Genomic DNA, 5,039 nt, shown 5'->3' with positions numbered 1-5,039 from the left:
CGACTTAATCAACAATAAATAGTACGTCATACTAGATCAAGATAGGGTAAGGATTATTAGCCTTAACAAGGAACTAAAAGGTATGGCTGTAAAGTGATTTTATACCTTTTAAATCAGTCTGTTATATTTTATGGTTTCATTTTAAAAAACAATGAATTAGCGTTTTTGTGGCGCGATATTCAATAAAAGAGTGACTTTTGGAAAAAACAAACAGAAACGCATTAGAATTTCATAATGTTGATAAATGGTTTGGACAGTTTCAAGCCCTTAAACAGATCAATCTTTCTGTTCAAGAAGGGGAGATCGTTGTTATTTGCGGGCCATCGGGATCGGGTAAATCGACCTTAATTCGTTGTGTTAACGGCCTAGAGCCCTACGATTCCGGGCAGGTTAAGGTGCTTAATAATGCAGATCTAAAACAACAAAAAGGTAAGGTTGGGATGGTCTTCCAACACTTTTACCTGTTTCCGCACCTGAGTGTTATTGATAACTTAACACTTGCACCGATGCGCACCTTAAAACTGTCTAAGCAGGAAGCAAACGCTCGGGCGATGCACTTTCTTAAACGGGTAAAGGTAGATGATCAGGCAGATAAATACCCTGTGCAACTCTCTGGCGGTCAACAGCAACGCGTCGCTATTGCACGCTCTCTGTGCATGATGCCGCGTATTATGCTGTTTGATGAGCCCACTTCCGCACTGGATCCGGAAATGATTAACGAGGTGCTGGATGTTATGGTTGAGCTTGCCCAAGAGGGGATGACCATGGTCTGCGTTACGCATGAGATGGGATTTGCTAAAAAAGTGGCCGATAGAGTGGTATTTATGGATCAAGGCGAAATCATCGAAATTGCCCCACCACAAACCCTATTTGTCTCACCAAAACATCAACGTACAAAAAAATTCTTAAATCAGATTTTAACTCACTGATGTTGTTTAAAATTGTGAAACCCATCCTATCCGTTTTTTTGCAAATCGCCATTTTGCTGGTGGGGATCTCCTGGCTTCTGGACAGTGGCGCACAATTAATGGGATATAGCTGGCAGTGGCAACGTATTCCAGATTACCTGATTTTCTATGAAGACGGGCAATGGTGGCCTGCTGAGCTGATTGATGGGTTGCTGGTTACGATTAAAATATCAGCATTAAGTTTGCTTGCGACTCTGCTTATTGGATTGATTACGGCGCTATTGAGACTGTCCAACTCCATTGTCGGTCGAATCTTAGCGCGCGGCTATGTAGAACTCATTCGTAACACCCCGTTACTGGTACAAATATACCTGCTCTATTTTGTTTTCGGGCCGGTGATCGGGTTAGATCGATTTTCAACCGCCATTTTAGCTTTATCACTTTTCCAGGGCGCTTATACTGCTGAAATTTTCCGTGCCGGGTTAAATAGTATCTCTCATGGACAATTTGAAGCGGCAAAATCGCTCGGCTTACCCGTTTATTTTACCTACAAGGATGTGATCTTACCGCAGGTTTTACAAAGAACAGTGCCACCATTAACGAACGAAGTGGTCTCCCTTATCAAAAATTCTTCTATTGTTAGTGTGATGGCAATTTTTGATCTGACAACAGAGGGAAGAAATATTGTTGCTGAAACCGCAATGCCATTTGAAATATGGTTTACCATTGCCGCTATCTATCTATTACTTACCCTTTCGCTTTCTGGGTTAGCTGCCTGGCTTGAGCACAGGCTTGGCGCTCAGTGGCGAACGCAATAACTATACACAGGAGATCTGAAATGAAACTGATTAAAACAGTGTTATTGGGCTTATTAGGGATTGTACTTTCCCTTCCTGCTGCCGCCACAACCAATCTCGATAAAATCAATGAAAGAGGCACATTACGCGTCGGCATGTCAACATTTGTGCCCTGGGCAATGCGCAATATGCAAGGTGAATTAATAGGTTTTGAAATTGATGTCGGCAAACGTTTAGCCGCAGATTCAGGTTGGAAAGTTGAGTTTGTACCCACTGCATGGGATGGCATTATACCGGCCCTGTTAGCCCAAAAGTTTGATGTGATTATCGGCGGGATGTCTATCACCGAAGCGCGTGCAAAAAGTGTGTTATTTACTACACCCTATTCACACTCCGGCGTTCAAATTGCAGCTAACAAAGCGTTAGCTAAAGGTTTTACGCAATTCAGCGATTTTAACTCCCGTAAGGTGAAAATCGCTGCTCGTCGTGGTGCCTTCACCGTGCAGGTCGCCCGTGAAACATTTCCAAAAGCAAAGATTCTGCAATTTGATGACGATGCGCAAGCATTCCAGGAAGTATTAAACGGCAATGCTTATGCCGTTATTGCTTCCAGTCCCAAACCTGAACATGAAGTGATTAAACATAATGATCTGCTGTTTCTTCCTTTTAACGAAAGACTTGCTAAAGGGAATGAAGCCTTTGCCGTTCGCTTAGGAGAGGAAGATAAGAAGCTCTTTTTTGATAAGTGGATTAAAGCGCGCACCGAGGACGGCTGGCTATCGGAGCGCTACGAATATTGGTTTTCAACACTGGATTGGCAAAAGCAAATTGCGCAAGAATAAGAATAACTGCTCCCCTGATTTCTCAGGGCCTAAACTTCAAAATACTCGTGGTGATATGTGAAAGTAGAACAACTAAATCCTAAAATGCATAAACCACGGTTTTCATTTAACGCGTTAGATTACCTGCTATTGAGTGTCACTTTAATCGCTATTGGCTGGCTCTACTACCGCTCATCGATCGGTGTGAACTATCACTGGAACTGGGCAGGGGCGTTGGATTTTATCTTTACCGCAAGGGCAGATGGAAGCCTGCCCTATTTCTTTCAAGGCGTTATTTCCACCCTGCGCCTTAGTGTTTGGGGAATGGCCTTTGCTTTGATACTCGGCACTCTGTTAGGCGTTGCCCGCCATTCAAACATAACGCTGTTTAGGCTCCCGGCGACAGCCTATATTCAACTGATCAGAAATATCCCACCTCTGGTGTTTATTTTTATTTTTTACTTTTTTATATCAAATCAGCTTATCCCGTTACTGGGACTCGATTCTTTGCTGCGAGCGCATAATGGCGAGATTAACGGCGCAACCAACTTTTTATTTGGCGCAGCAAATCTGTGGGAAAACCTGCTCTCTGGCGTTTTGTGTATCGGTTTACTCTCTGCCGCCTATATTGCAGAGGTGGTGAGATCGGGATTGGAAGGGATCGATAAAGGACAATGGGAAGCCGCACAAGCACTTGGCCTGTCTCCCTGGTCAAAATATCGCTTTGTTATTGCGCCGCAGGTATTAAGTAATATTACCCCCACCCTGGCAGGGCAGGCTATTTCACTGGTAAAAGACTCCTCCATTGTGTCGCTTATTTCGATTCAAGAACTCACTTTTGTCGGCACCGAAATGGCAAACTCATCGGGTTTGATTTTTGAGATCTGGATATTTGTCGGACTCGCCTATTTAATTCTCTGCTTAGGACTCTCATTGTTATTCAGTAATCTTGAAAAGAGAAGCAGAAAACATTTAATAAAGTAATTGAAAATCCCCAAACCATTGCTTTTGCTTACTGTATTTGCAGAACATTGTCCGTGACAAAGGGGCGATTACGTACAATAAGCCACAATAGGCCACCGGTAAAACCGACCACGGCCTGAATAGTGCCAAGGTTTTTAATTAGACTGTCGGGGTCGAGTGAGACTAGGATCATACCGAGGGCACCCATAATCATTCCAAAAAATTGAATAAGCGCTGCAGCTGAGCCCGTATCCCCCTGCTGTTGTTCCAACATCAGATTCACTCCAGGCACGCGCATGATTACCACCGTCACGGTCGCCGGCGCAACGGTAAATGCGAACAGCCATGGTGATAAATGTCCAAAGGTAAAGACAATCAGACCGCAACACATCATTAGCGCGAAACAACAGGAAACAATATTTTGTATCGAGACGTAATTGGAAATTCTTATATAGAGCGTCGGGCCAATAATGGCAAACAAGGCATTAAATGCAAAGATAAAGCTGAACTCCTGCTCGGTCAGTCCAAATCCATCAATATAGATATAGGAAGCGACAGCCAGAAAAGACATTATTGACATAGACACCATAGAGAAGATAACCAGCAGGGTGATAAAATGAGGGTTTTTTAAAACTACGCCCAGTCTTCCCCAAGAGCGCAGCATAGATCCCGAATATTTTTCTTCAAGCGTTTCCTGATATAAAAATGCAAAAATGGTTGAGATCCCCCCAAATATTGCCAGAGCAACAAATATCATCTGCCAGGATGACACTTTTAACAGGAATGCCCCCAGCACCGGAGCAACCATAGGCGCAATAATCACCAGTGACATCACCGTTGCCATGATTTTCTCTCTTTCGCGTCCATCATAGAGATCTTTGACAATAGCGGTTGCAACGACAGTGACCGCACTGCCACCAAAGGCTTGTAACATACGAGAAAATATTAAAAATTCAATATTCATAGAAAAAGCACAGAGAATACTGCAAATAATATAGATGCCAAGGCCGGTTAGCAGAATCGGTTTACGGCCGAATTTTTCACTTAAAGGTCCCCAGAAAAGTAGGCCTGCAGCATAAGTGATAAAATAAATAGTGAGTGTCATATTTACCATGCTCTGGTTGGTCGCAAAAGTTTCGACCATATGTGGCATAGCTGGCAGATAGATATCTGTTGTTAGCGGGGGAAAGGCACTAATAAGAACCAAAAATAGTAAAGTTCCTCTTTTACCAAGAAAATGTTGTTCTTTTTTCAATTTTTTCTCCATAAATATGTATTCAAGCTCGGTATTAATAATGATCGTATGGTATGCAGAAACGTATTACCACATATTAAGTTAATTTCTCATAAAATGACTCATATTCTCCTAATCCTTAATATTATTGTCAGCGCGATATTAAAACCTAGTTTTGTTAATAATCTATCCATTAAATCAGCAGCTTGCTAAGAGAAGTTGATGCGTTAATTGCGACAAAATAGCAATTGCCTATTTCAACTACCTATATTTTTTGCATGACGCACGGTTAATAACAAAATAGTTGCGCCTTTAT

Annotated in this window: 5 protein-coding genes; 4 read left to right on the top strand and 1 reads right to left on the bottom strand. The window is 42.4% G+C overall.

Annotation, left to right across the window (positions count from 1 at the left end; translation table 11 throughout):
• Nucleotides 1-197: 197 nt before the first annotated feature.
• From ACJAT7_RS17780 to ACJAT7_RS17765, 4 genes are read left to right on the top strand one after another with little or no spacing between them, the layout of a single operon-like run.
• Nucleotides 198-929, top strand: coding sequence for an amino acid ABC transporter ATP-binding protein (locus ACJAT7_RS17780; protein WP_415228137.1), 732 nt, complete (start codon nucleotides 198-200; stop codon nucleotides 927-929).
• Nucleotides 930-943: 14 nt separating this feature from the next.
• Nucleotides 944-1,726, top strand: a complete 783-nt coding sequence (locus ACJAT7_RS17775; RefSeq protein ID WP_415228136.1) for an amino acid ABC transporter permease — start codon at nucleotides 944-946, stop codon at nucleotides 1,724-1,726.
• Nucleotides 1,727-1,746: 20 nt separating this feature from the next.
• Nucleotides 1,747-2,547 carry a transporter substrate-binding domain-containing protein gene (locus ACJAT7_RS17770; RefSeq protein WP_415228135.1) on the top strand — a complete coding sequence of 267 codons (801 nt, stop codon included), beginning with the start codon at nucleotides 1,747-1,749 and terminating at the stop codon, nucleotides 2,545-2,547.
• Nucleotides 2,548-2,604: 57 nt separating this feature from the next.
• Nucleotides 2,605-3,510: an amino acid ABC transporter permease gene (locus ACJAT7_RS17765; protein WP_415228134.1), complete on the top strand. Its 906-nt coding sequence runs from the start codon at nucleotides 2,605-2,607 to the stop codon at nucleotides 3,508-3,510.
• A gap of 28 nt (nucleotides 3,511-3,538) precedes the next feature.
• Here the strand turns inward: ACJAT7_RS17765 and ACJAT7_RS17760 are convergent, their stop codons facing one another.
• Complete coding sequence (locus ACJAT7_RS17760) at nucleotides 3,539-4,744, bottom strand: multidrug effflux MFS transporter (protein WP_415228133.1); 1,206 nt, start codon at nucleotides 4,742-4,744, stop codon at nucleotides 3,539-3,541.
• Nucleotides 4,745-5,039 lie beyond the last annotated feature (295 nt).

The sequence above is a fragment of the Psychromonas sp. genome (assembly GCF_047632995.1).
Taxonomy (GTDB): domain Bacteria; phylum Pseudomonadota; class Gammaproteobacteria; order Enterobacterales; family Psychromonadaceae; genus Psychromonas.
This window is presented reverse-complemented; position numbering and strand designations above follow the sequence as displayed.

Excerpts from the sequence above, each read along its gene's own strand:
- ACJAT7_RS17770 (WP_415228135.1), top strand. The coding sequence starts at position 1,747 with ATGAAACTGATTAAAACAGTGTTATTGGGCTTATTAGGGATTGTACTT.